The 21,844-nt window shown below is 36.0% G+C and carries 24 protein-coding genes; 10 read left to right on the top strand and 14 right to left on the bottom strand.

The features are described 5' to 3' along the window. The first annotated feature begins 78 nt into the window (after positions 1-78). The 5 genes from F6K18_RS18325 (at position 79) to F6K18_RS18305 (ending at position 3,634) form a co-directional block, all read left to right on the top strand. Positions 79-558 (top strand): KH domain-containing protein, encoded by a 480-nt coding sequence (locus tag F6K18_RS18325; RefSeq protein ID WP_287522711.1) that lies wholly within the window; start codon positions 79-81, stop codon positions 556-558. An 84-nt stretch (positions 559-642) separates the two neighbouring features. Further along, positions 643-813: a hypothetical protein gene (locus F6K18_RS18320; RefSeq protein WP_287273999.1), complete on the top strand. Its 171-nt coding sequence runs from the start codon at positions 643-645 to the stop codon at positions 811-813. Between the two features lie 28 nt (positions 814-841). Continuing rightward, on the top strand, positions 842-1,795 hold the full coding sequence (locus F6K18_RS18315; RefSeq protein ID WP_287522798.1) for a PhoH family protein: 954 nt from the start codon (positions 842-844) through the stop codon (positions 1,793-1,795). Positions 1,796-2,040: 245 nt separating this feature from the next. Next, positions 2,041-2,451 carry a ChuX/HutX family heme-like substrate-binding protein gene (locus tag F6K18_RS18310; protein ID WP_287522709.1) on the top strand — a complete coding sequence of 137 codons (411 nt, stop codon included), beginning with the start codon at positions 2,041-2,043 and terminating at the stop codon, positions 2,449-2,451. A 670-nt stretch (positions 2,452-3,121) separates the two neighbouring features. Further along, a complete protein-coding gene (locus F6K18_RS18305; protein WP_124147119.1) occupies positions 3,122-3,634 on the top strand; it encodes a transcriptional repressor in 513 nt (170 codons plus the stop codon). A gap of 77 nt (positions 3,635-3,711) precedes the next feature. Here the strand turns inward: F6K18_RS18305 and F6K18_RS18300 are convergent, their stop codons facing one another. The 12 genes from F6K18_RS18300 to F6K18_RS18245 form a co-directional block, all read right to left on the bottom strand. After that, positions 3,712-5,163, bottom strand: coding sequence for a peptidoglycan-binding protein (locus F6K18_RS18300; RefSeq protein ID WP_287522708.1), 1,452 nt, complete (start codon positions 5,161-5,163; stop codon positions 3,712-3,714). Between the two features lie 660 nt (positions 5,164-5,823). After that, entirely contained in the window at positions 5,824-6,000 is a 177-nt protein-coding gene (locus tag F6K18_RS18295; protein ID WP_287522706.1) for a hypothetical protein, read from the bottom strand. Positions 6,001-6,289: 289 nt separating this feature from the next. Continuing rightward, positions 6,290-6,718, bottom strand: coding sequence for an SH3 domain-containing protein (locus F6K18_RS18290; RefSeq protein WP_287522704.1), 429 nt, complete (start codon positions 6,716-6,718; stop codon positions 6,290-6,292). A gap of 104 nt (positions 6,719-6,822) precedes the next feature. Further along, complete coding sequence (locus F6K18_RS18285; RefSeq protein WP_287522702.1) at positions 6,823-8,322, bottom strand: AAA family ATPase; 1,500 nt, start codon at positions 8,320-8,322, stop codon at positions 6,823-6,825. A 116-nt stretch (positions 8,323-8,438) separates the two neighbouring features. Then, entirely contained in the window at positions 8,439-9,032 is a 594-nt protein-coding gene (locus F6K18_RS18280) for a methyltransferase domain-containing protein (RefSeq protein ID WP_287522701.1), read from the bottom strand. Positions 9,033-9,095: 63 nt separating this feature from the next. After that, positions 9,096-9,599: a DUF177 domain-containing protein gene (locus tag F6K18_RS18275; RefSeq protein ID WP_287522699.1), complete on the bottom strand. Its 504-nt coding sequence runs from the start codon at positions 9,597-9,599 to the stop codon at positions 9,096-9,098. Positions 9,600-10,001: 402 nt separating this feature from the next. Beyond that, the gene (locus F6K18_RS18270; RefSeq protein WP_287522697.1) at positions 10,002-10,502 is read right to left on the bottom strand and encodes a R3H domain-containing nucleic acid-binding protein; all 501 of its coding nucleotides are present in this window, start codon (positions 10,500-10,502) and stop codon (positions 10,002-10,004) included. After that, positions 10,502-11,650 carry a membrane protein insertase YidC gene (yidC, locus tag F6K18_RS18265; RefSeq protein ID WP_287522695.1) on the bottom strand — a complete coding sequence of 383 codons (1,149 nt, stop codon included), beginning with the start codon at positions 11,648-11,650 and terminating at the stop codon, positions 10,502-10,504. The genes F6K18_RS18270 and yidC overlap by 1 nt, the downstream gene beginning before the upstream one ends. 191 nt (positions 11,651-11,841) lie before the next feature. Further along, complete coding sequence (locus F6K18_RS18260; RefSeq protein WP_124147112.1) at positions 11,842-12,231, bottom strand: PH domain-containing protein; 390 nt, start codon at positions 12,229-12,231, stop codon at positions 11,842-11,844. Beyond that, positions 12,203-12,610 (bottom strand): ribonuclease P protein component, encoded by a 408-nt coding sequence (gene rnpA, locus F6K18_RS18255; protein ID WP_287522693.1) that lies wholly within the window; start codon positions 12,608-12,610, stop codon positions 12,203-12,205. Before rnpA ends, F6K18_RS18260 begins: the two co-directional genes overlap by 29 nt. Before the next feature lie 57 nt (positions 12,611-12,667). Further along, entirely contained in the window at positions 12,668-12,808 is a 141-nt protein-coding gene (gene rpmH, locus F6K18_RS18250; RefSeq protein WP_124147110.1) for a 50S ribosomal protein L34, read from the bottom strand. A gap of 120 nt (positions 12,809-12,928) precedes the next feature. Next, positions 12,929-13,456 (bottom strand): DUF2808 domain-containing protein, encoded by a 528-nt coding sequence (locus F6K18_RS18245; RefSeq protein WP_287522691.1) that lies wholly within the window; start codon positions 13,454-13,456, stop codon positions 12,929-12,931. Between the two features lie 780 nt (positions 13,457-14,236). Here F6K18_RS18245 and F6K18_RS18240 point away from each other — a divergent pair. From F6K18_RS18240 to F6K18_RS18225, 4 genes are all read left to right on the top strand, one after another. Beyond that, positions 14,237-15,379: a Re/Si-specific NAD(P)(+) transhydrogenase subunit alpha gene (locus tag F6K18_RS18240; RefSeq protein WP_287522796.1), complete on the top strand. Its 1,143-nt coding sequence runs from the start codon at positions 14,237-14,239 to the stop codon at positions 15,377-15,379. A gap of 278 nt (positions 15,380-15,657) precedes the next feature. Then, positions 15,658-15,948 (top strand): NAD(P) transhydrogenase subunit alpha, encoded by a 291-nt coding sequence (locus F6K18_RS18235; RefSeq protein ID WP_094678584.1) that lies wholly within the window; start codon positions 15,658-15,660, stop codon positions 15,946-15,948. Next, positions 15,948-17,351 (top strand): NAD(P)(+) transhydrogenase (Re/Si-specific) subunit beta, encoded by a 1,404-nt coding sequence (locus F6K18_RS18230; protein ID WP_287522689.1) that lies wholly within the window; start codon positions 15,948-15,950, stop codon positions 17,349-17,351. The genes F6K18_RS18235 and F6K18_RS18230 overlap by 1 nt, the downstream gene beginning before the upstream one ends. An 869-nt stretch (positions 17,352-18,220) precedes the next feature. After that, on the top strand, positions 18,221-18,517 hold the full coding sequence (locus F6K18_RS18225; RefSeq protein ID WP_287522688.1) for an RNA-binding protein: 297 nt from the start codon (positions 18,221-18,223) through the stop codon (positions 18,515-18,517). 253 nt (positions 18,518-18,770) lie between these two features. Here the strand turns inward: F6K18_RS18225 and F6K18_RS18220 are convergent, their stop codons facing one another. Together F6K18_RS18220 and F6K18_RS18215 are read right to left on the bottom strand one after the other, a co-directional pair. Beyond that, a complete protein-coding gene (locus F6K18_RS18220) occupies positions 18,771-19,430 on the bottom strand; it encodes an ElyC/SanA/YdcF family protein (RefSeq protein WP_287522687.1) in 660 nt (219 codons plus the stop codon). Positions 19,431-20,125: 695 nt separating this feature from the next. After that, positions 20,126-20,794 carry a DUF2301 domain-containing membrane protein gene (locus tag F6K18_RS18215; protein WP_287522685.1) on the bottom strand — a complete coding sequence of 223 codons (669 nt, stop codon included), beginning with the start codon at positions 20,792-20,794 and terminating at the stop codon, positions 20,126-20,128. Positions 20,795-20,881: 87 nt separating this feature from the next. Between F6K18_RS18215 and F6K18_RS18210 the strand changes: the two genes are divergently transcribed. After that, positions 20,882-21,502, top strand: coding sequence for a calcium-binding protein (locus tag F6K18_RS18210; RefSeq protein ID WP_287522684.1), 621 nt, complete (start codon positions 20,882-20,884; stop codon positions 21,500-21,502). The last annotated feature ends 342 nt before the right edge of the window (positions 21,503-21,844 follow it).

The following is a 21,844-nucleotide window of genomic DNA, read 5'->3' as shown; positions in this document are numbered from 1 at the left end:
CAGAATCGACAGAAGCCGTTACCAATACCCAACCAAGCGAAGAAACTGCCAATACCGAAGCCAGCCAAACCAGTGACAGTGAGTCAACTGAAACAGCAGCTACCGAGTCTGAGGAATAATTCTCAGTCATCTAACCCTGATTACGCAGAAATAGTGAGATGTTTAATTGAGCCATTTCTAGATTCACCAGAGTCTTTACGAGTGGACTGTGAAGTAAATCCTCGGCAAGCAAAAGCCTGGATTCGTTTAGCTTTTGACGAACTCGAAAAAGGACGAGTATATGGTCGTGGAGGACGTAATATCCAAGCAGTTCGTACTGTGTTAGCAGCATTAGCTCAAACAGCAGGTCAATCTGTGCATTTGGAGATATACGAAGACCATTCAGATACACCACGCCCTTCTCCTTCTTACTCTTATAGCAATCGAGAAGAAGGGACTTATGATAGAAAGACTATGCCAATTAGTCGCCCATCCTACAACAGACAAAGAGTATCTCGTAGTCGTAGTACAACTCCAAGTCCAATTATATATAAACGAGACGATCGTGGAATGAGGTAAAAATTATCAGAATGCCACCACTAAAACTTTTATTAGGAATAGTGGGGCATTACTTTCATTATTCTAAGATTGGAGGACTATTTATTGATAAAAATATATAGATGGTTTCCTAGTTTAAAAACCGATAAGATAAATTTGCGTTGGGCGGTCATTGAGCAACTTGCTTTGCTACTGCCAACAACTGTGACAGCCTTTGGGTTATCTAGTGCTAGCACTTGGATAAAAAAACAGAAAGTATTTGTTAGGGAGTCTTAGCAAATATGGAATGGAGAACCATGTTGGCATGACAGAGACAGTAAGAGTAGAGTTGCCTAGTATTGATAGCGCGATCAATCTTTCTGGTTATCAGGAAGAAAATATTAAACTACTGGCACGACATACAGGGGCAAATGTTGTACTGCGTGGACAAGAATTATTTATCAGTGGCACGGCAACTCAAATAGAACGATGCCAACAAATTGTGCGATCGCTCGAAAGCCTCTGGAAACATGGTAAAACCATTACTGGAGTAGAAATTCTCACTGCTCGCCATGCTATTGATACTAACCGTCAAGATGACCTACAAGAACTTCAACAAGACGTTCTAGTTAAAACCCGTCGTGGGTTAGAAATTCGTGCTAAAACTTTCCGTCAACGAAAATATGTACAAGCTATCCGCACCCGCGATATGACTTTTTGTGTGGGTCCTGCTGGTACAGGTAAAACATTTTTGGCAGCACTTCTAGCAGTTAAAGCACTTTTAGATAACCAATATGAACGTTTGATTTTAACTAGACCTGCTGTAGAAGCTGGAGAAAAATTGGGATTTTTACCAGGTGATTTGCAACAGAAAATTAATCCCTATTTACGACCTCTATATGATGCTCTTTATGAATTAATAGAACCAGAAAAAGTAACTACTTTGATGGAGAAAGGCACTATTGAAGTTGCGCCTTTAGCATATATGAGAGGTCGAACTCTGAATAACTCTTTCGTGATTCTTGATGAAGCTCAAAATACCACCCCTGCTCAGATGAAAATGGTATTAACTCGCTTGGGTTTCCGCTCAAGAATGGTGGTAACGGGAGATATTACTCAAACAGATTTACCCCTAAGTCAAAAATCTGGTTTAACAGTTGCTATGAAAATTCTGCGAAATGTAGAGGGTATTGCTATTTGTGAACTATCCCAAGCAGATGTGGTACGACATCCTCTAGTACAGAGAATAGTTGCTGCTTACGAGCAGTATGAAAAATAAGACGTTGCTGAATTAGTGTATGATATTAGTATTAATTACTTAGGAGTCAGGAGTTAGGAGTTAGGAGTTAGGAGAGGAGAAAGAAGAAGAAACAAGAGAAAAAAAGAAGGAGAAAGTTTTTTTGTTTAGCTACGCGATATGTAAGGCGGAGCGCGGAACGGAATTCTATCCCTAATTGTCTACAGGTTATATCATACCTTAAATCACCAACGCCAAAAATAAATAATTAAATAATATTTCTATCTATGACTACTAACCTAAAAGATTTTTTAGAAGCTTGTGAACAATTGGGAACTTTACGTTTAATTGTGACAAGTACTGCTGCCGTATTGGAAGTTAGGGGCAAAATTCAAAAGTTATTTTATGCTGAACTTCCTAAAGGCAAGTATGCCAATATGCACACCGATATTGTTGAGTTCCATCTAAACATGGATATGATTAAACAGGTAAAGTTTGAGACTGGGGAAGCAAAAAGAGGAAATTTTACTACTTATGCAATTCGTTTCTTAGATAGTGAAGATCAAATTGCTTTGAGTGCATTTTTACAATGGGGAAAACCAGGAGAATATGAACCTGGACAGGTAGAATCTTGGCAAGGGTTGAAAGAAAAATATGGTGAAGTTTGGAAACCTGTTCCTGTGGAAAGTTTGGAATAGTTACAGAGGATTACCTAATGAGTTTTAATAAAAATTAAACTATGTATTGTATGGTTAAATACTAATAATTAGGGTATCCTCAAAAGTCCTAAGTTTTAGCTTAAGGAACAGAAAGTAGGGAAATTTTTCTTGTTACAACCCCAGAATTTTACTCCTTTATCTTCAAAAAAGATATTACTTTTGATACTATAAAAAGCTCTCAACTAGAAGTTTTTCAACCTTTAATCCCAAATTACGAAGATCGATCCTTAGACTTGTCGCTTAATTTTGATAGCTCCAACCCACAATTTTACAATTTTGTTTTGCCACTTTTAGGGTTTTATTTAGCGACAAGTCTATTATTTTAAAACTCTGAAGGGTTTTTCTGCAAACTCTAAATAATCTTTTTTTTTGCCTGTAGGATAAAGTGTATTCGGTATTTATATCTACTGTCTATGATATTAAGTCCGGATAATTAGTTATAAAAAAACCTATCCTCTTACACAGGGCAAATCTCCCTATGATCGCTGCTTCCCGCTCCCTACTCCCTGATTTATAAGTATTCAACCGGACATGATATTACTCTCAAGCTCCCAAAAATTTTCAGGCAATTTTCAATAATATCTTTTTTTGACAATCGTTTAGTTATTGTGTATGATTATCAATAGGCGTACATTTTTGATAAAGTACCGTGGCCCTTTACACACCATCTTCATTTAAAGCAGAACTAAATGACAAAGGTTGGCGAATGACTCCCCAACGGGAGACAATTTTGCACGTTTTTCAAAATCTTCCTAAAGGCAATCATCTGAGTGCCGAAGATCTTTATAATATGCTACAAAATCGGGGTGAAAGAATTAGTCTATCTACCATTTACAGAACTTTAAAGTTAATGGCAAGGATGGGAATTCTCAGAGAACTAGAACTAGCGGAGGGACATAAACATTATGAGATAAATCAACCTTATCCCCATCATCACCATCATCTTGTCTGCGTACAATGCAATAAAACTGTTGAATTTAAGAATGATTCTATTTTAAAAATTGGTCTTAAGCAGACAGAAAAATCTGGGTTACATCTATTAGATTGTCAATTAACTATTCATACAATTTGTTATGAAGCCCTAAGAATGGGCTGGCCTTCTCTAGTATCTTGTGAATGGTCTTGTCCACGAGCACTTGCAGATGCGGAAAATTCTGAATAAAAAAACTCTGAATAAAATAAACAACCCCACTTAATCTCTGAGTGGGGTAAATAAAAAAAGATTTATAAATCTAATAATTAGTTTCCAATATCTTTAGCACTTAAACCATAACGCAGATGAGCTTTCGCCACTGCTACTCTTGTTTCTGAGTTGTAAACTCCATTTAATGGACCAAAATAAAATCCTTGTAACCGAAGTCTCTTTTGCAGTTCTAAGACATTTGCTTGACTACCTATATAAGTAGCTCGTCCTTTGGAAGCACTTGGAGTAACAATCATAGGATGCCTTAGAGCTTGTAATGTATTTCTTGTAGCTACTCCACTGGCGTTTGTTCCCGCATCTTGCTGAAAACGTCTGACCGCAAACTCAGTCGCAGGTCCAAAAACACCATCAATGACACCAGGATAATAACCCAATCTTGTTAACAAAATCTGGAGTTGTTTTACAGCCAAACCTCGATCGCCCCTTCTGAGAGAACTTGAGTAGGAGTATTGCCTAGTGGTGTAGTTTTGCCTGGAGTCAGACACAGGACCTGGGGGCAGAACTTGACTAGGATTAAATAGAAATGATTGAGTTGTTGGTCCTACTATACCTGTAGGAGTAATTCTATTCCTCCTTTGAAATTCAATTACTGCTATCTCAGTATTTCGATCAAAATAGTTAGTTATTTGTCCTTGATAATAACCTAAATTTTTCAAACGTTGTTGTAATCTTCCTATCTCTACACCTGTTTCCCCAGGTCGAAGAAATACTCTCTCCACAGGAACAGGTCTAGTGCCAAACAAATATTCTCTAGTTGTAATACCTACCTGACCCGTAGGCGTAATTCTGTGAGAGTTTTGAAATCTGATAACTGCAGTTCTAGTATTTTGGTCATAAATACTATTGATTGGACCTCTGTAAAACCCTAATTCTGCTAACCTTCTTTGAATAATTGCTACTTGAGGGCTAACTTGTCCAAAAGATAATGGTCTTGTTGAAGTATTTAATAGAGAAGAATGAATTTGATTAGACCTTTTACCTGCAAATAGTAATGACCAGGTAGTAGGTTCAATTTGGCCTGTAGCTGCAATACCCTTGTCTTCCTGAAATTGTCTTACAGCTTTTTCTGTAATAGGACCATAATAACCAGTTAGATTGGCAGAAAAATAGCCTAACTCTCTCAGTTTTCTTTGAACTGCAGTCACTGTTGCGGCTTTATCTCCACGTCTTAGATAGACTGCACTATTAGGGGAAAGAATAGCATCGCTTTCTGGTCTAAAGTTAGAAGAGCCAGAAAAAAAAGAGTTTGTTGCTATTTGTCCTTGGTATGTTTGACTAACATTAAAATAACTATTTGTTTCAGGACTGAGAATTTCTGGCCTTCTAGCACAACTAGAATCAATAATAATTAAATTAATAATCATTATTGATAAAAAATTTATGTAAGCGAAGCTAGACAGTTTTTTCCAGTTAAGTCCTTCAATAAGTTTGAAGTCTTTGTTTTCTTCATTAACCAGAAAAAATTCTATATATGCAAGAGATTCCATAAATTTTCCTGGGGGACTCTAAAATTTTAATAGTAACAAACTAAATTGATTGAGCTTGTTATCTTAAAGAAGTTATACCAATTTTATGTAAGGCGGCACAAAATTATGAAATTTATTACTACTTGTCTGTCTCGATCTACAGTCAACCCCGATCAAAATATTATTCTATACAACTTCTGATGAATTTGGTATTAAAGCAATTCTTAACAGAGTATAATAATTCAATTATTATGAACAGAGACGGAGACTTTATGTATAATAGAGTTGTCGCTAAATAGATAGAAAAAATCGCTCAAATTAAGACACAGTAGTAATTCCATACGTTTTGCACTGGAAATTGCTAAAATCCTTACATGATAAGGGTTTAGCAGTTTTTTATAGTTATAAAGCGACAAGTCTAATAAAATCTCTAGCTCATCAGGAGAGGGAAATATTTGAATCTATAACTTCAAATATTCAAACAACTTCCCCCATTAACACAGAGGTACTTTTCTCTCCTTTAAAGACTTCTCTATTTGAGTTTATGTCTTTGTTCATTATTCAACTACTATTAGGGTATCAAATTGTTAGTACAATAACTTACTGAAAGAACATCTATAGATTAATTTAATTTAAACTTTCCTATCTAATATTCTATCATTTTGTTGTACTATAAAATGCTTAAACTAAACCTGCGCGGTCAAAAATTAGAGCTACTAAAGCGGCAAAAATAGTTATTCCTAAAGCAGTTAAAGGATTTTGACCTTGAGTAACAGCAAAGGACGTCACTACACCAGCTCCTAGAGCAGCAGTAACGGCAGCAACTAATGGATCGCGGTTTGAACGATTTTTGTACATAATTATTTATCCCAGATAGACTTTTGAAACAATTCATAACTAACAACGTTGTCTCAACCTATCACTTAATTAATAATTAAGATGGGAATTATCCTGGTTTTGCAATTAACATTAAAATTTCTCTAAATTTCTTAACAAATCAAGACTATTTAATGATAAATTTTTTGCAGAAGTTGGGAAAAGGTGGCAGAGAAAATAAAAAAATTAAATAATTACCTAGAAATATGTTTTTATACTCAAAATTTATATTTATTAGGTAAGTCTTCAATGATATTAAAGAATAGAGAATCTACTCCAATTTTTCAGTATTACCACCTGATACCCATCCTGTACGATTACTACCATCATCCACTCGAACTTTTTGCCATCTTTTATCTGAACTTTCTTCCAAAACTATAACTTTTTCTTGATAAGAAACACCACCAATACGATTAGCATTTCTACTAGGAGTATCCCGCAAAATTAAACCAATAGGCTCAACTACAATAGCTTTATAAGCTCCTGGGTCTAATTCATTAGATAAATTTTTATTTGTAGTTTCTGAAGAAGACGTACTCACTTTTTGGGCAACAGGTTTTTCATTAGTAAATATTGGTTTTTCTGGCATTTTCGTTAGTTTTGCTGCAAAGTAGAGAACTGCTGCTGCACTAGCACCAGCTAGCAATAGTATTGCTAAAATAAACCCTATTAAAAATTTGAAGAAGCTATAAAAATTCATAATTTTAAGACTTTTTTCCAAGATTGAAATCAAAAAAATTGGATATATATAAGCAAAATTAAAGTTGCTAAACTTATAGTCCTATAGAATTATTATTGATAATACTAAAAATTACTTTTTAAGCTACCATATCTAGAAGCAAGACGCGCTCTACCTGCTGCTGCCCAATCTTGTAAAAACTTGATTTGTTCTTCTGCAGTCCTAGCAAGAGGGATAATTTGACTAGCAGACTCTAAAATATCCTCAGTAGTAAACTCACGATTTTGACTAAATCCAATGTGCATAGCTTCAATTAGAGATTGTTCTATTTCTGCACCAGAAAAATCTGGAGTTTCATAAGCTAGACGATTTATATCATAATTTTTGATATTGTGAGGTCTTAGCCGAGATAAATGTACCTCAAAAATAGCTGTTCTTTCTTCTTGGTTAGGCAAACCAACAAAAAATATTTCATCAAACCTGCCCTTTCTTAATATCTCAGGAGGTAAAGATTGAATATTATTAGCAGTAGCTACCACAAATACAGGAGATTTTTTCTCAGCTAACCAAGTAATAAATGTACCAAAAACACGACTGGTAGTACCAGCATCTCCTTGACTTTTCAACCCTGCAAAACCCTTATCAATTTCATCGATCCAGAGAACACAAGGTGCTAAAGCTTCCGCAATAGAAATCATCTGTCGGGTACGAGACTCCGACTCCCCGACCAACCCTCCAAACAAACGTCCCACGTCCAAACGTAGTAGAGGCAAATGCCAATGATGAGCGATCGCCTTAGCGGTAAGAGATTTACCAGTACCTTGTATTCCTACCAAAAGTAAACCTCTTGGATGAGGCAAACCATATTGTCTCGCTCGTTCAGAAAATGCTCCACCCCGTCGTAATAACCAATCTTTAAGATTATCTAAACCGCCAATATCAGAAATATTTTCACGAGCAGGATAGAAATCTAATATTTGAGTTTGGCGGATAGTTTGGCGTTTTTCTTCTAATATTAAATCAACATCATTAAGCTGCAATTCTCCGTGAGTAGCAATTGCCTTAGCCAAAACTCTTCTAATTCTTTCAATAGATAATCCTTGAGCTGCTCGAACAACTTCATCTAATAAACGTTTCTCTAAAGATTGACCCATTGCCACTAATAGACGTTCTACCTCTTGGGAAATTTCTTGATTATTTGGCAGTGGAAATTCTACGATTGTTATAACCTCAGTTAAATCTTCCGGAACAGATATTTGAGGAGCAAGAATAACTAGATTTTTAGGTTGAGATTTTAACTTTTTTGCCAAATTTCGTAATTTTCTCGAAATAGAAATATCTTCCAAAAATCTTTGAAAATCACGCAAAATAAAGATTGCCGGAGCAGATTCTGGCAACTTTTCCACAAGCTCTAAACCTTGGAGAGGATTTCTTTTTCCCCACCCTGTATCGTTAGGATTATTTTGATATCCTTCAACAAAATCCCATATATAAACTGCTCTATTACCTTGTTTTTTAGCTGATTCAGTAATTGAGATTTCTACTCGTTCTTCTTCTCTAGTCTGAATATAAATTATTGAGTAGCGCGAGCGTAATAGTAGTTCAAATTCTTCTTGAAAATTCATCAATCATCATTATAAATAGTGACAGTGATTAGATAGACTAAATAATAAAAACAATTACTTAACTGCTTCAAGATTTAGGCTTATTGTTTTTTGAGAGAATCATTAAATGTAGTCATTTAACACCCTCCTGGTTGCCATTTTCTAACCTCCTTAAATCCTATTTTTTTGAGAAGTAACTTTAAATTTGATTGATTAAATACTGTCATTTGAAAGTTAAACTTATAGTCTTGTCCACCCATTAAAGGATAGATAATCTTATTAATATTATTTCCACTTGCTCTGTATTTATCTATTAACAAATCAAAGTCAGGCACAGAAACACGTAGAATAACACCTTCCTTCAGCACTCGGAACCATTCATTTAAGACTTGAGAAACCATACAATGGGAAAAATGTTCCAGACAATGAGAACCATAAATCAAGTCTACACTGTTATCTTTAAGAGGAGCTAAATTATCTATTAGGCTTATGTAGTGAATATGAGGTCCTGATAATCCATCAATATTAATAAATTTTGGATGATTAATAGAACCACATCCAACATGAAGGTTGATAGCTCCATTATCTAATTTTTGCAATGCAGGCCGTCCTAAAATTTGTCTTGTTAGTTGACCATAAATAATTTTCACTTCCTTTTTTAAAGGACTATATTTTTTCCTAAATGAAGCAGGTAAAAAATAAATTAAATTCTCGATCAATTTATTATTCATAATCTTTGATTTGGTAAAAAGTTTTTTTGTTAATACTTAATAACCAACTTTAATCGCTCACTCTCAACTATTTCGTTGTTTTTTAATAGACTCTAAAGCCGCCCATCGCCGGTCTAGAATTGATGAAGAATTTGTCTCAGATAATTTAATTCCCTGGCAATTTTTATCGCATAACTTTCTGGGAGGAACTGCCAAACACAACTGTTCATATACCCATTCTCTAGGGTTAAAATATCCATCTGGAGGTAAAGTTTCTACCAAATCTTCCATAGAATTTTCTACTTCTATGTGAAATAAATCTTTTTGCTCTTGAATTTCTTTAAACCAAATTAATTCTTTTGGAGCGATCGCCAATTTATAGTTGTACTGTTTTAAACATCTATCACAAGTGAGAGTAATAATTGTTTCTGATTTTCCTTTAACTTCCAGATAATTGCCATGATGAGTTACTTGTAAATAGCCTCTAACTGGAGTCAGTGTGTCCAAGTCTGATATAAATTCTTCAAACTTAATAGCCTCAGTCTGCTCAGTTTTTTTTAGTAGACTGGGAATATGTATTACTTCCATCTTCCTTATACCTCACTTATTCCATATCAGCTATTCAGAATTCTGAGTTTGACATCCTCTCCCATTAAATCTCGCGATTATAACGTGAGACTCCCAAACCTCACGATTTGGATTGCGCAGATTACATGGTTAAAGTTAATAGTTAGCTTTGTGATTCACCGTAACCCAGTAAAACCTAAACTTTTGAGCATCTCTTAAGATTTATTTTACAGATACTTTCTTCATGGAGTGCTTATTGTTTGTTTGGTAGCGATCCATCTCCCGGTATAATCTCAGATTTACCGGGAGTCCTCTCGCTCCATTTTTGATAGAATTCTGAATTTGCTTTACTTACACTAATGATTTTAATCTCTATAACTCATTCTTTTCTCCAAATATTTTCTATATATTTTCTATTGGTAGTTAACTTCTAATTTTCACTACTAAACGGCGGTCTGGTTCCTGTCCATGACTGTAAGTTTCTAAATCTTCACAGTCTTGAAGCATAGTATGTATTTGACGACGTTCGGCAGAAGATAGAGATGTTAACTCATGCTCTTCACCAGTCAAACGTACTTTTTTTGCTGCATACTCTGCTATTAATAAGAGTTCTTCTTGACGGCGAACTCGATAACCTGCTATTTCCACAGTGTAGGACAAATGTTGTTCTGAATCGTTAGCTATATTCAGAATTGTATTGACAAGGTACTGAATTGCATCAATTACTTTGCCATCAAATCCTAGTAGAATAGAAATTTGTTCTTGTGTAAGATTTGTCTCATCTATTATTAACCAATAGCCGTCTTCTTGTTGTTGACCTATGACTTTTGCTGGAATTTCTGCTAAAATCAGCAGTTTTTCTAGCCATTGCTTTCCTTGGTCTAGTCCTTGCTCTATATAATAACTATCGTTCATTACTAGCATTAAGCTTTCTTCTTAGAACGTCCTGGTTCAAAGGGCAGTGCTTCTCTTCCCTTTCCTGTTTTTGTTGTTTTTGGTTGTGACTCTTCTACTAATTTCTGTAGGTTTTCAGGTAATGGTTCTTTGGATAAAATAAAAGCCTGAACCGTTTGAAATATGTTAGCTATAAGCATATAAAGTAACACACCTGCTGGTAAAGGAGTAAACAGAAATATTCCTGAAAACAAAAAGGGAGTGATTTTGTTGATTGAGTCTTGATTAGGATTAGCATTGTTAGCGCCAGGTCCTTTACCTGATATTGTCTGACTAGCATAGATACTAACTCCAAAACCAATCACCATAATTAATATATCCCAGTGAATCGCCCCATTGTCATCAAAAGCACCTACACGACCTAGAGCTTTAATAAATAGAAATCCTTTATTTGCTGCAATTCCTGGGATAGTACCTTGAATTGTAGCGTCCCCTGGTTGTAAAGCTACTAAGTTACCATTTTCATCAATTTGAACTCTTTCTGAACCTTTAGTTATAGTCCATGTAGGTTTAACTTCAGTTTGATTATATTCCTGTTTCAGAGTTTCTAGAGATTTGCCCTCTACTGTTTGAAATTCGACCTGAGTTTTATCTCCAACAACTAACTTATTACCACTAGGCATCAAGGCAAAAATCGGAAAGTGGACACCATCATTAACATATATATTTTGAGGTGAAGTTGTATAAGCTTGTGGCTGAATTCGCTCTAGTTGTTCTTGAGGAAATATTTGTACATCTACAGTGTAATTAATATTAGTAAAGGGCGATCCACGCAGAGTTGCAAATAAGGCAAACAGTATAGGCATTTGAAATAGCAGTGGCAAACATCCTGCCAATGGATTAAACTCCTTCATCAGTTTAGCCATTTCTTCCTGCTGTTTTTGTGGATCGTCTTTATAGCGTTTTTGAATCTCCTCTTGTCGCTTTTTCATCAAAGGTTGCGTAACTTTCATCTTACGCATATTCCTAATTGACCCCGCATTTAACGGGTAGAGACTTGCGCGAATTACAAGAGTTAAAGCTACGATCGCTAGACCATAACTTGGTACGATCCCGTAGAAAAAATCTAGGATCGGCAGCATTATATTGTTGGAAAGAAACCCTATACCAAAATCCATTATTTTATGTCAACCTTGGGGCTGGTGATATTGCTAATTTCGACTATTTTTAATTTTTGATTACTATATAATAAAGGTATCTAGTTCAATACATATAAATTAGTCATTTATAAGAACATTTACTAGGTCGATATTATAGTAGTAGCTAATTGATAGTTATTTAACTTTTAAAAATAATAGTTAAATAACTATCAATTAGTAGGACTATTAGTTTTTTGAGCTTTTGCAGCCATCTTTTCAGTTATGTAAGATTCAATTTCTCTAAATCTTGGTATTGCTCTTAGTTCTAAACGAGTACCATTTCTGAGAGTAACTACCAAGTCCCCCCAAGCTCCTAATCCCCTGGGTACTTTTGCTATTTTGACAATTTCTGAGTAAACAATATCTGTTCTATCTTGTCCCATCCAGCCTCCTATTACGGAAACTCGACGATTAGTAATCCTATAGCGTAGCCATAAAGCCCTAACAATAGCAGCAACAGTTAGAGGTAGGCCAATAATTGTTAAACCAATTAATAAGTTAAGAATTAAATCTCCTATGTGGGGACCACCTTCATAAAAGGCTTCCTCTCGAATACCCATCCAACACCTCCACTTGTGTCAATAACTCTTCTAATTGTTGCAGAAATTGAGAATAATTGCACTGTTGAGCTGTTGGTTTAACTACAATCACTATATCCCATCCTTTGGAGATAAATGGCAACATTTGACGTAAAGCTGCTCTAATTTGGCGTTTAATTCGATTTCTGACTACTGCTCCTTTGTTCACTTTTTTGCTAATAGTAATGCCTATGCGAGTAGGTCGCAAAGATTCTAAATTATCTGTACCTTGAGGTAATTTAGGCTCTTGCTGATGACGCAGAGCCTTTAATGTCAGATAAGAACTATTCTTGCGAATTCCTTTTTGATATACAGCACCAAAATCTTTATAATGACGCAGCCTGTTTTCGATAGGCAACATAGTGAGATTATTTAAAATTTGTCTATAATCATCAGGATTATTTCTAATTTTCTTTTTCTAATAGACTGCTAGACGCTCCCGCCCTTTTTGCCGACGTGCTTTAATTACTGCTCGGCCATTTCTAGTACGCATTCTTGTTCTAAAGCCAGATACTCTTCTTCTTTTTCTACTTGTACCATGTAAAGTCCTTTGAGTCATTTTTTCTACTCCTTAGCCACTAATCTAATCACAATTTAAAGTCACAATCCCTTATTGTAGCACATATATCATATAAAGTAAAACATGGCAAATTTATCGTCTATTTTTCAATCAAATATCCTATTCTATGGTCAAAAGCCATGTGCCAATATAACGTAGTAAAGGCACATCACCAGGAGTCCTAATATTGGCATTAAAGTGATACATTCCACCAAATCTTGGATTTCTGACATTGCTGAAGACTACCTCAATTTTATTACCAGCAGGAATAGGTTCACTAGGGTAAATTTCTACAAAATTATTTTCTTTGTCCCATACTATTTCATCGATAGGTATTGATTCTGGTTTTTTTGAACTTCCTCCCCCAACACGAATTTCTATTTTCTCAGTATCAAATGAACCCTTGTAGTAATTAGGATAAAAAATAGATAATTGGGCAACTGCTAAATTTAATTTGTTTGCTGGTATTCGTAGTCGATAACGATCCCAAGTCCCGGACTTACCAGAATCTAAACGGAAGTTTAACTGATTTTTTTGTTCTGGGCCACCAAATAATGTAAATCCTGGCATCCCTTGAGCCAAGCTAGTAATTGGGAGACCTGTTAATAAGCAACTACTAACTAGCAAAGTAGAAAGTATACGTTTCATAAAATTTCCTCTAACTTCAAAATCTCTTCACTAAAACTTTATCAATATTTTATAAGTACAGCACAGGATTTTTACAATCAACATCTGAGGGAGTAGGGAGTAGGGAGTAGGGAGTAGGGAGTAGGGGGGAAATAATTGATGATTTATGTGCTAAAATTGATTTTATTTTTGATTTTTACTAGATGTCTATTAGACATTTCCAGCAAAGGAAGGAGTAGGGAGTAAGGAATAGTATCTCTATTCAAGCTGACAAATTAAAAATATTGACTTTGAGACCGATATCCACAATTTTAATATCCTCTTTAGCAATTTTTTTGAATTTGTTACGGCTTCAATAATAACCAATATTTAGTATTAAAAATTACATAATTTCTTGATGGCCACCTTGAATTCATAAGACAAGTTTAAAGATAGCAACAAGCAACTAAATATCAGCCTAATCTAATAATAATTAGATAACAGCTAAAAAGAACAATAAAATTGCTAGCTAACTCAGGCCAATTATTTTAGGTACGGTTCCTAGGTAAGAAAATCAAACTTTAGCTAAACCGTCGAGAAGCCTGCGCGCGAAATTTTCAATTTGGTGTGAGATGAATCGGCAGTAAGCGTAAAATCTGATTGCGGAGCTAGGCGCTTAGTTTTTTCCTCTGCAAAAAGGGCGGCGGGGCATCCCGTCCTTAAAGCTCGTGGAGTCCGATGCAATAGCAGGACTGCGAAGCGAGAAGCCCACATTATACCGAATGGTTAGTGTTGGAATATGTCACTAGACAAGGAGAATTTATGAGAATAGCAGTAGCTAAGGAAACTCTGGTCAATGAATCCCGTGTGGCCTTAGTTCCCGATGTTATAGCACGATTAGTCAAACAGGGTTTAGAAATCCAGGTAGAAGCAGGTGCGGGAGAAAAGTCTTTCTTCTTTGATGGAGCTTACGAACAAGCTGGAGCAAAAATAATTTCTGATAGTGACACCTTATGGCGTGAAACAGAAGTACTTCTAAAAATTGGGGTACTACAGGAATCAGAAATTGATAAATTACCAGAGGGTACTGTTTTAATTAGTTTCCTCGATCCTTTAGGAAACCCTGCTATAGTGCAACGTTTAGCGGAACGGAAAATAACTGCATTCAGTATGGAATTGATTCCTCGTACCAGTAGAGCGCAAGTTATGGATGCTTTATCTTCCCAAGCTAATATTGGTGGATATAAAGCAGTTTTGCTCGCCTCTGCTGCTTTACCCAAGTTTTTCCCGATGTTAACTACTGCAGCAGGTACGATTAAACCTGCAAAGGTATTAGTAATGGGTGCGGGGGTTGCAGGTTTACAGGCGATCGCTACTGCTCGTCGTCTAGGTGCTGTGGTAGAAGCGTTTGATATTCGTCCAGAAGTTAAAGAGCAAGTGCAAAGTTTGGGAGCAAAGTTTGTAGATGTAACTCTCCAGGAAGATACTGTTGCTGAGGGTGGTTATGCCAAAGAACTTTCTGAGCAAGCTAAACAACACACTCGCGAAGTTCTCACCCAACACGTTGCTGCTTCGGATATTGTAATTACTACTGCTCAAATTCCTGGCAAAAAAGCACCATTGCTAGTAACTAAAGAAATGGTAGACCAAATGAAACCAGGAGCAGTGATAGTTGATATGGCAGCATCACAGGGTGGAAACTGTGAATGTACTGAAGCAGGCAAAGATGTACAGTGGAATGGTGTGACTATTATCGGTCCGGTCAACTTACCAGCAACTATGCCAGTTCATGCTAGTGAGTTGTATGCCAAAAATATTTCTGCTTTGCTCAAGTTGATGATTAAGGATGGAGAGCTAAATCTTGATTTTGAGGATGATATCATTGCTGGTGCTTGTGTTGCCCATGGTGGTGAAATTCGCAATCAAAGAGTCAAAAATGCTTTAGGTGTTGCTGTTGGTAGTTAGTTAAGCAGTCAGCACTCAGTTTTTAGCACTCAGGAAGAACATTTTTTCTTGTTGAGAAGGAATTTATCAATGGATAATGGATAATTGATAATTGATAATTGCTTAATTTGGTCTAAGACCTCTTCATTTATGAAGAAAATAAAAAGAAAATGTTTTCCTTAAGTTCAATCCTATCCGCTTTCAAGGAGAGGTAATTATCCATTATTCATTGTTCATTATCAATTGTTGAATGCCTTGCTAACGCCGTATAAAAGTCAAAAATTAACTGTAAAAGGACTATGAGTGAAACATTAATTGCAGCTTTATTCGTATTCGTCTTGGCATCATTTGCCGGATTTGAAGTAATTAATAAAGTGCCTCCAACTCTGCATACACCCCTGATGTCTGGAGCTAATGCTATTTCAGGGATTGCAGTTTTGGGCGCACTAATTATTGCTGGTGACAAAGATTGGAATGTCACTGTAATTTTAGGTTTAATTGCCGTAGTATTTGCCACCATTAACGTAGTTGGTGGATTTTTAGTTACAGACCGGATGTTGCAAATGTTCAAGAAAAAGGAGGCTGCATAATGACCGAATTTATACCAACCGGAATTCAATTAAGCTACCTAGTAGCAGTATCTCTATTTTTCGTGGGGCTGAAAAAGTTGGGTTCTCCAGCAACAGCTCGTAATGGTAATTTGTTAGCATCAGTGGGAATGTTGATTGCTATTGTAGCAACCCTGCTAGAAAAAGAAGTAATCAACTATGAAATGATTTTGGTAGCAATTGTTGTCGGTTCCATTATTGGAGCGATCGGTGCTTACAAAGTAGAAATGACTGATATGCCTCAAATGGTTGGTTTATTCAACGGTTTGGGTGGTGCTGCTTCTGCCATGGTAGCAGTAGGTGAGTTTTGGCGGTATTTGGCTGTTGCTCAGTCTCCTCCATTGCCTACTACTATTACAGCATTATTGGGCGTATTAATTGGTGGTGTAACTTTTACAGGTTCTGTAATTGCTTTTGCCAAACTACAGGGAATTATGAGTGGTTCTCCGATCACTTTCCCATTACAACAACCTGTTAATGCTCTCCTATTTGGTGGGTTTATTGTTGGTAGTGTCTATCTATGTGTCACGCCATTCAACTTACCCATATTTTTAGCATTGGTAGGCGTATCCCTAGTATTGGGTATAATGTTTGTCATCCCTATTGGTGGTGGCGATATGCCAGTTGTGATTTCTTTGTTGAACTCATTTTCTGGACTAGCTGCTAGTGCTGCTGGTTTTGTGGTGATGAACAATATGTTGATCATTGCTGGTGCATTGGTTGGTGCTTCTGGAATTATCCTCACAGTAATTATGTGTAAGGGTATGAACCGTTCCTTGACTAATGTACTGTTTGCTGCATTTGGTACTGGTGAAGGTGGTGGTCCTGCTGCTGCTGGTGGTACAACTGATAAGTCTGTTCGTAGTATTGACCCTGAAGAGGGTGCAATGATGTTGGGTTATGCGCGTTCTGTGGTAATTGTACCTGGTTATGGTATGGCTGTTGCTCAAGCACAACATTCTGTCCGTGAGTTGACAGACCAGTTGGAAGGATTGGGTGTTGAGGTTAAGTATGCTATTCACCCGGTTGCAGGACGGATGCCTGGACACATGAACGTATTGTTGGCAGAAGCTAATGTGCCTTATCCCCAGTTATATGATATGGATGACATTAATCCTCAGTTTGACCAGGCAGATGTAGCTTTGGTGATTGGAGCGAATGACGTGGTTAATCCGGCGGCGCGTGCGGATCAGAATAGTCCAATTTATGGAATGCCCATTCTCGATGTTGATAAGGCAAAGCATACTATTGTGATTAAGCGCGGTCTTAGCACTGGTTTTGCTGGTGTAGACAATGACTTGTTCTACAAGGATAAAACTATGATGCTATTTGGCAGTGCTAAGGATATGGTTGCTAAGTTGGTTTCTGAGGTTAAGCAACTTTAATTCGGGGTCTTAAAATTAAATTTAGCTGTGGTAAGCGCATAATATTTGTCTCAAAGCGCTTACCTCTAACCCATTCAATACTGAGCATTGTTCATTGAGCAATGCTCATTTTAAGTGTTCCAGAGCAAATGATTTTTCATTATTTTGTTTGCTCTTGTTATATCAAATCCAGTTAAACAGCCATAGAATGGTTAAGTTAGGAGGAGTCAGGAGTCAGGAGTCAGGAGTCAGGAGTCAGGAGGAGAGAGAATTACAAAGATGAGCGTAGTTATGACTATTGGATAATTTTTTTATGTCCAATAAAACGGATTTGATATTATTCCTTACAGAAGACTACACGAACTTATACCAATTCACTTAAAAAATGTCACAAATAGTTGGTAACTGATGAAGTCAAATAATAAGCTAAAATTACTGTAGAGTAGAGGTTTTAATATAGTTCCGGATAATTAGTTATTGTATGATGAGAGGAGTCAGAACTCAGATCTCACGAGTCAGTAAGAAGAAAGGATGAGAGTTGGAATTATCTGGGGATATTCCGGCATTTTATGTCTGCATTGAATGGAAGTAGAAAGTGCGATAACTGTATAACCGGATTTTATATAAGTGTCTAAAATATCACTTCTGACTTCTGACTTTTGACTTCTGACTTTAGTGAAACGAACTTAGTTGGTCATTTTCTCGTCTTAAATATTTTCAATATTTTCAAAAAAGTCTCTGAATATAAATATCTATTGTGCTATTATAGAAGGTGAGAATAAATTCGGTTATAATGTTTGTTTATATTGAGGGCTACTTTCCTGTCGCTATTGACAAGCTTCTCTCCGAAATCTAAATCTCTACAAAAATCTTAATTTTGGAGAATATCTATGTCAATTTATGTCGGCAACTTATCCTACGAGGTCACGACGGATGACCTATCTGAAGTTTTTAAGGAATATGGTTCTGTTAAACGGGTTCATTTACCAACTGACCGTGAAACAGGACGCATTCGTGGTTTTGGATTCGTGGAAATGGATACCGAGGCAGAAGAAGAAGCGGCCATTGCTGCACTTGATGGTGCTGAATGGATGGATCGCGAAATAAAAGTCAACAAAGCTAAACCACGGGAGGAAAGACCTTCCTTTGGTGGCGGTGGTCGCAGAAACAACTCTCGTCGCTACTAATTTAATTCATTTTCATTAAAACCTAATTATAAGACTTAGTTTAGCTCCTATAATTATCAAGAAAGAATTTAGGTAGGGGAAACGTTGGATTAACAAAGTGCAGAATTTTGAATTGAATTCTGCAAAATTTTTATGTTTCGCAAGTGCGTTTAAGACCCTCTACCAAATTTTATGTTTGGTAGTCTTTAATGAGTGATGGGTCTTAAATGCCTAATTAATGCTTTTTCCTTTCTACTAACTCCTAAGTCCTTCTTCAAGATTTCCAATTGACAAAACGGGTATAAAAATAAGCGATCGCCTCTCCAACAACAGTCCGCATACCTGCACTAGACTGCCACCATCTGTGAGGATTATAATCTTTAGGTTCAAGAGCAATCACACCTACCTGAATATCTGGACTGAAAATATTTCGATAAATCATCCAGCTACGGCGAGCGTGGGGTCCTAAGGTATAGATATTGATAGAGTTTACTTTCATATGAGAAGTTTTTAGCCATTCTTTAACCGCAATAGCAGAGGCAGCAGTGCGATACTTAACAACTTGAGGAGTTGGTATCGCAACAACTCGGTCTAGATCGACACCCAAGGCAATTAAAGTTGCGGCTGTTAGTTCGGCAAAGTTATTATATTCTGATAGATAATATCCCTTACCTATGGGCGAACCTGTGGTAATTAATTTTTGATAAGCACCTTGCTGAAATTCAGCGATCGCTAACTTTACTGCATAGTCAGACATCCAACCCTCAACTATTAGTATATCTGCTTTTATGGGGGAGGTTAGTGCTAAGAATGAATAAATATTAAAGCAGCAAATCGTAATTAGAAAGATAATTAATCCTAAAATTAATATCCATACCTGGATTATTAAAATTAATTTTTCCTGCCATTGTAATAAAATGTTTTTTGGATACATTTAAGTAATCAACATAGATTCCAGATAACATTAAATCCTTTTAATAAAACAGATTTATAATTTTTTCTGTTCTTTACTATTGAGCTTCATAAGTAATTTATTTAACTGAATTTTAGATATATAGATATAGCGTTTCTCAAGTTACTGAGGTACAGTTGTTTGCTTCTTTTCTACTCCCTACTCGGTAGGGACGTTGCATGCAACGTCCCTACTAAAAATTACGAATTTTGTACCTCATGCTGCTTGGGAATTGCTATAATACCAATTACTAAAAATGTTGCTATACTTGAGTGCCTTATAAATTTGCAAAATCAAAGTTATGAGGTTAGCACAACTTTTGAGACAGCATATTCAATCAGGCGTTCAGTGTGGGAGTATGTCGCATTTGGTATCACTATTATCTATTAAAAAAGACTCAATCTTCTTCACCGAAAAATTTGGGTCTGAAGTCTTCTCTTTTAAGAGGATAAAAAAAAGAAAATTCCATATTTTCTTGTCTCCTTATCGCAGAGGTACTGATAATTGATAACTGATAACTGAAATGACTTAACTTCAGTAATATTTACTGTTAAATGTTAATAGCTCTTTCTAGTACAGGATGGCAGAAATAACTAACCAGTTACAAAATCCTAAAAGCCTTACCAATCGATACTTTTGACTTTTAACTTTTGACTTTTAACTTCCGCGTAGCTGCACTAGCTATGAGCTACTTCTTCTTGTTTTTTGTGTAAATACTCAAAAACACTCTTATCACCAATATCTGGAGGTATTGCTTGGAATACCTTTCGGATAGCAAAAACTATAAATAGAAACGCCCAAATTCCTAATAAAAACTCTTTGACTTCAAGTAATAAAAAGTCAGCCATATGAGATAGGAGTAAAAAAGGTACTAAAGGTGTGAGGAATTTTGTTTCTAGGCGGTTAAAACAAAAAGCTTCTTTGAAATAAATACCAGTCAAGGCCGCAAAGGTAAAACCAACACCCAAAATGGTAATTGGATTAGTGTAAACTACTAAGGGCAGGGGCTGACTACTGTTAATTGCTAAGATTACTGTAGTAATAGTCCCTATAATCCAAAATAGTTGGAGTAGTCGGTGTAAAATGGCCATATAGATATGAATAGTGACTAAACTTAGACCTAAAGCTAGACAAAAACAGCCATAGATGGGTGTTAGTGCTTTAATCACTGCTGGGTTGTTGCCTTGCCATAAGACTAAGGTGCTGCCTAATGCAAAACTAAGGGCAGCTATCATCAGGCCACTACGATAAATAATGACACTAAGGCGATCGCTTTTTGTGATCGTAAATTCTCCAAAATGTCCTTGATAAACTATCGGTTCTGGAGATTGTAGTATTTGTGTCATAATTTACTCCTAAAGAAATATAGATCGACTGATTTTTTTAATTTATAGATATTCTTTAATCATCAACCTGGATAAGGGGAGAACTTCATGGCAAAATCTAATCAAAGACAAAATAAAAATAAGTCTCAACCTGATACCAGAAAACTAAAACCAATTGAGATTGATGAGACTATTATATCAGGGAAAACTGGTAAGTTGAATAATGGAGAAAATATAACTATTAGTGTACCTATTGATAATTTTTTACAGCAGATCGGTGCTTTTCAAGGGATGGAAGATGATGATCAAGCAGAACAAATTAATTTAGAAGTTTTTGAGCAAAAGTTAGAGGAAATTTTCAATACAAGTAATTTAAAAGTTAATCAAAGTAATTTAAAATCTTTTTTTAAATATCTCAAGCAAAATCTTGAATTTCCTTGTTTAGTAACAGGAATAGAAGAATTTGAGTGGGAAGTATATTATACTATGGGTCCAGGGAGTAAAAAAGAATATCAGAAGCTGAAGAAGAAAAAACCATCCTATACAGATGTGTTTAATCTGCTAAATTTAGATGATAAATTAGATTTAGAGTCTGGAATCTTAGCAGAATTGGAGCGCACTACAGATAGTCAAAAATTTATATTGCCACTAGCTGAATTAGAAGCTGTTATGGAAGATTCTGAGAATTCTGAATTGTTAGAAGATTATTCTATGTGGTTTTTTACCTAAATAACACGGGAGCATGAAAGCCATCGTCTTTTAAGCGATGGATGAAAGGCGAGGAGTCGGATTTTAATCCGATGTATTTTATTTTACCTAAAAGCAACGTTGAAGGCCCCCATGTTTTAACCGGGGGATGGAAACAACCGAGTCGTTTAGACTAGATAACTAAAGTGGTCTTGTGCTATTATTAAAATTTTCCAACCCCTGTTTGAAATGTACTGTTGTCAGCAAGTTTTAGTAGGTAAAAATCCCGAATTAATTGCTATTTTAACATTCTTATGTGAACAGTCTCACAAGCTCACTAACATGGGAATATATTATGGTCGGCAATTATTTTTTAAGTCTCAC

This window comes from Okeania sp. SIO2C2, from assembly GCF_010692625.1.
Taxonomy (GTDB): Bacteria; Cyanobacteriota; Cyanobacteriia; order Cyanobacteriales; family Microcoleaceae; genus Okeania; species Okeania hirsuta.
Note: the sequence above shows the minus strand (reverse complement) of the source record. Positions and strands in the feature narration are given on the sequence as shown.

What these genes read in the sequence shown, in the direction of transcription:
- F6K18_RS18315 (WP_287522798.1), top strand. Translation starts at nt 842, where the DNA reads ATGACAGAGACAGTAAGAGTAGAGTTGCCTAGTATTGATAGCGCGATC.
- F6K18_RS18310 (WP_287522709.1), top strand. Translation starts at nt 2,041, where the DNA reads ATGACTACTAACCTAAAAGATTTTTTAGAAGCTTGTGAACAATTGGGA.
- F6K18_RS18300 (WP_287522708.1), bottom strand. Translation starts at nt 5,163, where the DNA reads ATGGAATCTCTTGCATATATAGAATTTTTTCTGGTTAATGAAGAAAAC.
- F6K18_RS18295 (WP_287522706.1), bottom strand. Translation starts at nt 6,000, where the DNA reads ATGTACAAAAATCGTTCAAACCGCGATCCATTAGTTGCTGCCGTTACT.
- F6K18_RS18290 (WP_287522704.1), bottom strand. Translation starts at nt 6,718, where the DNA reads ATGAATTTTTATAGCTTCTTCAAATTTTTAATAGGGTTTATTTTAGCA.
- F6K18_RS18285 (WP_287522702.1), bottom strand. Translation starts at nt 8,322, where the DNA reads ATGAATTTTCAAGAAGAATTTGAACTACTATTACGCTCGCGCTACTCA.
- F6K18_RS18280 (WP_287522701.1), bottom strand. Translation starts at nt 9,032, where the DNA reads ATGAATAATAAATTGATCGAGAATTTAATTTATTTTTTACCTGCTTCA.
- F6K18_RS18275 (WP_287522699.1), bottom strand. Translation starts at nt 9,599, where the DNA reads ATGGAAGTAATACATATTCCCAGTCTACTAAAAAAAACTGAGCAGACT.
- F6K18_RS18270 (WP_287522697.1), bottom strand. Translation starts at nt 10,502, where the DNA reads ATGCTAGTAATGAACGATAGTTATTATATAGAGCAAGGACTAGACCAA.
- yidC (WP_287522695.1), bottom strand. Translation starts at nt 11,650, where the DNA reads ATGGATTTTGGTATAGGGTTTCTTTCCAACAATATAATGCTGCCGATC.
- F6K18_RS18260 (WP_124147112.1), bottom strand. Translation starts at nt 12,231, where the DNA reads ATGGGTATTCGAGAGGAAGCCTTTTATGAAGGTGGTCCCCACATAGGA.
- rnpA (WP_287522693.1), bottom strand. Translation starts at nt 12,610, where the DNA reads ATGTTGCCTATCGAAAACAGGCTGCGTCATTATAAAGATTTTGGTGCT.
- rpmH (WP_124147110.1), bottom strand. Translation starts at nt 12,808, where the DNA reads ATGACTCAAAGGACTTTACATGGTACAAGTAGAAAAAGAAGAAGAGTA.
- F6K18_RS18245 (WP_287522691.1), bottom strand. Translation starts at nt 13,456, where the DNA reads ATGAAACGTATACTTTCTACTTTGCTAGTTAGTAGTTGCTTATTAACA.
- F6K18_RS18240 (WP_287522796.1), top strand. Translation starts at nt 14,237, where the DNA reads ATGAGAATAGCAGTAGCTAAGGAAACTCTGGTCAATGAATCCCGTGTG.
- F6K18_RS18235 (WP_094678584.1), top strand. Translation starts at nt 15,658, where the DNA reads ATGAGTGAAACATTAATTGCAGCTTTATTCGTATTCGTCTTGGCATCA.
- F6K18_RS18230 (WP_287522689.1), top strand. Translation starts at nt 15,948, where the DNA reads ATGACCGAATTTATACCAACCGGAATTCAATTAAGCTACCTAGTAGCA.
- F6K18_RS18225 (WP_287522688.1), top strand. Translation starts at nt 18,221, where the DNA reads ATGTCAATTTATGTCGGCAACTTATCCTACGAGGTCACGACGGATGAC.
- F6K18_RS18220 (WP_287522687.1), bottom strand. Translation starts at nt 19,430, where the DNA reads ATGTATCCAAAAAACATTTTATTACAATGGCAGGAAAAATTAATTTTA.
- F6K18_RS18215 (WP_287522685.1), bottom strand. Translation starts at nt 20,794, where the DNA reads ATGACACAAATACTACAATCTCCAGAACCGATAGTTTATCAAGGACAT.
- F6K18_RS18210 (WP_287522684.1), top strand. Translation starts at nt 20,882, where the DNA reads ATGGCAAAATCTAATCAAAGACAAAATAAAAATAAGTCTCAACCTGAT.